General features: G+C 69.0%; 3 protein-coding genes. 2 read left to right on the top strand and 1 reads right to left on the bottom strand.

From position 1 onward, the window contains the following. On the top strand, positions 1-791 hold a 791-nt coding region (locus ABC977_RS18065; protein ID WP_369668662.1), incomplete at its 5' end, for an ATP-binding protein. 409 nt (positions 792-1,200) lie between these two features. Then, a complete protein-coding gene (tnpB, locus tag ABC977_RS18060; RefSeq protein ID WP_439849211.1) occupies positions 1,201-1,365 on the top strand; it encodes an IS66 family insertion sequence element accessory protein TnpB in 165 nt (54 codons plus the stop codon). A gap of 108 nt (positions 1,366-1,473) precedes the next feature. Here tnpB and ABC977_RS18050 read toward each other — a convergent pair. After that, positions 1,474-1,844 (bottom strand): AcrVA2 family anti-CRISPR protein (locus ABC977_RS18050; RefSeq protein ID WP_501040254.1); only part of this gene is annotated, 371 nt, incomplete at its 5' end.

Genomic DNA, 1,844 nt, shown 5'->3' with positions numbered 1-1,844 from the left:
TCGCTCGCTCGGACCAGGCGCGCGGGCTGGAGGGAGAGGTCCGCGACCTCCAGCGGACCCTGCTGGAGAGCTCCGACGGACTCACCAGGGAGACGCTGGATGCCGAGCTTGCGGAGTTGGACCCTGGCGTGATCCCGGCGGATCTGGCGACGCTGAACCGGGATTTGGACGACCTCCTCGAGCAGCAGCGGCAGAACGCTGCCGCTCTGCGGACGGCCGAGACCAGCCTGCAGCGCATCGCGGGGCAGGACGACGCCGCCCGCGCCGAGGCGAAGCGACAGGAGGCCCTGGCGCGGATGGGCAACGCGGTGGAGCGGTACCTTCGCACCTACACCGCCGCCCGCTTGCTGCGCTGGGCCATCGAGCGCTACCGGGAGGCCCGCCAGGGGCCCATGCTCGGGCGCGCCGGGCAGATCTTCGCGGAACTCACCCTGGGTTCCTTCGAGCGGCTGGTGGTGGACTACGACAAGGACCCGCCCACCCTGCACGGGCAGCGCCCGAACGGGGAGCGGGTCACCATCGAGGGCATGAGCCACGGTACCCGCGATCAGCTCTACCTGGCCCTGCGCCTCGCCGCCCTGGAGTTGCACCTGGACCAATCCCCACCCATGCCCTTCCTGGCCGACGACCTCTTCATCAACTGGGACGATGACCGTGCCCGTGCCGGCCTCGCCGCCCTGGCCCGGCTCTCCCGCAAGACCCAGGTGATTTTCCTGACCCACCACGACCACTTGGTGCCCTCAGCGCAGGGCGTTTTCGGTGGGCAGCAGAACGTGATTCGGCTGCGCTGAGGGTCCCTGTCGATCCGAAAAAGTGGCTGCGCGGGCAGCTGCAGATTCAGCCGGTCGAGCAGCAGTTGCTGGTCGGCCTCCGGCTCGGTGTAACGGCTCAGAATGAGGGTACGGCCATGGTCGTCGGTAGATGGACATCGACCATCTGGATGGCGGCGAATTTCGGCTCTGTCCTTGATCACGACAGGAGACCACGATGAGCATTGGGGTGCGGCGCAGCCGCGCTGAATGGCAGGCCCTTGTTGAGCGCGCCGGTGGCGTCTGACAGTGGGTCGTCGTCGGCGTTTCTCGATCTGGGTGTGCTGTCGGCGCCGCCCACGGATGGGCCCGTCCCAGGATCTGAACTGGATCTCGGCGGGGGTGTTGTGCTGCGCCTGGGGCGAGGGTAATGTTCTTCCCGGAAGGGCGCATGCAGGCCTCCGTCTACGGCCGTCACATGGACATGCGCAAATCCTCCACCGGGTTGATCCCCTTGAAGCAGCACGCGGTTGCCCAGAATCCGCTGTCCGGGCATCTGTTCGTCTTCGTCAACCGTCGCGCGGATGTGCAAGAACAGCTACGCGCTGCGCGGTAACTCGATGACCGATGATCAGATCCAGGACGGCGACATCATCCTCGTCGAGCAGCGCCAGACCGCCGAGACCGTGGTCGCCTCGCCCGCCGGCCATCACCCAACCCCCGATCAATCCCCCGCCCGCCCTACCGCCCGCACAGTCGCCGGGAGCGCGTCGGGATCGGAGAGCTTGACCGGGATCGGCGCCAGCCAGCGCACGCGCCGTCCACGCTTCCCCCTCCCGGTCAGGTAGGTGTGCCAGTGCGCGCGGCGGATGTGCGGTCGCGGCCCGGTGTGGCCCGGTCCGTCCGATTCCCCCGCCGCGCCGTGCTCCCGGGTGGTCTGGCGCAGGGCGGCGCCGAGCCGGACCCCGACGTCCCAGAGGGTCGCCCTGTCCGGGGGGAACAGGCGCGGACCGCCTTTGGTGCGCTTCGGCTGAGGGTTCGTCGGGCGGCGCCGGCCGTCGCCGATCTCGGCGTTCTCGGCACAGAGGTAGAGGA

It is taken from the genome of Thioalkalicoccus limnaeus (assembly GCF_041197575.1).
GTDB lineage: Bacteria > Pseudomonadota > Gammaproteobacteria > Chromatiales > Chromatiaceae > Thioalkalicoccus > Thioalkalicoccus limnaeus.
This window is presented reverse-complemented; position numbering and strand designations above follow the sequence as displayed.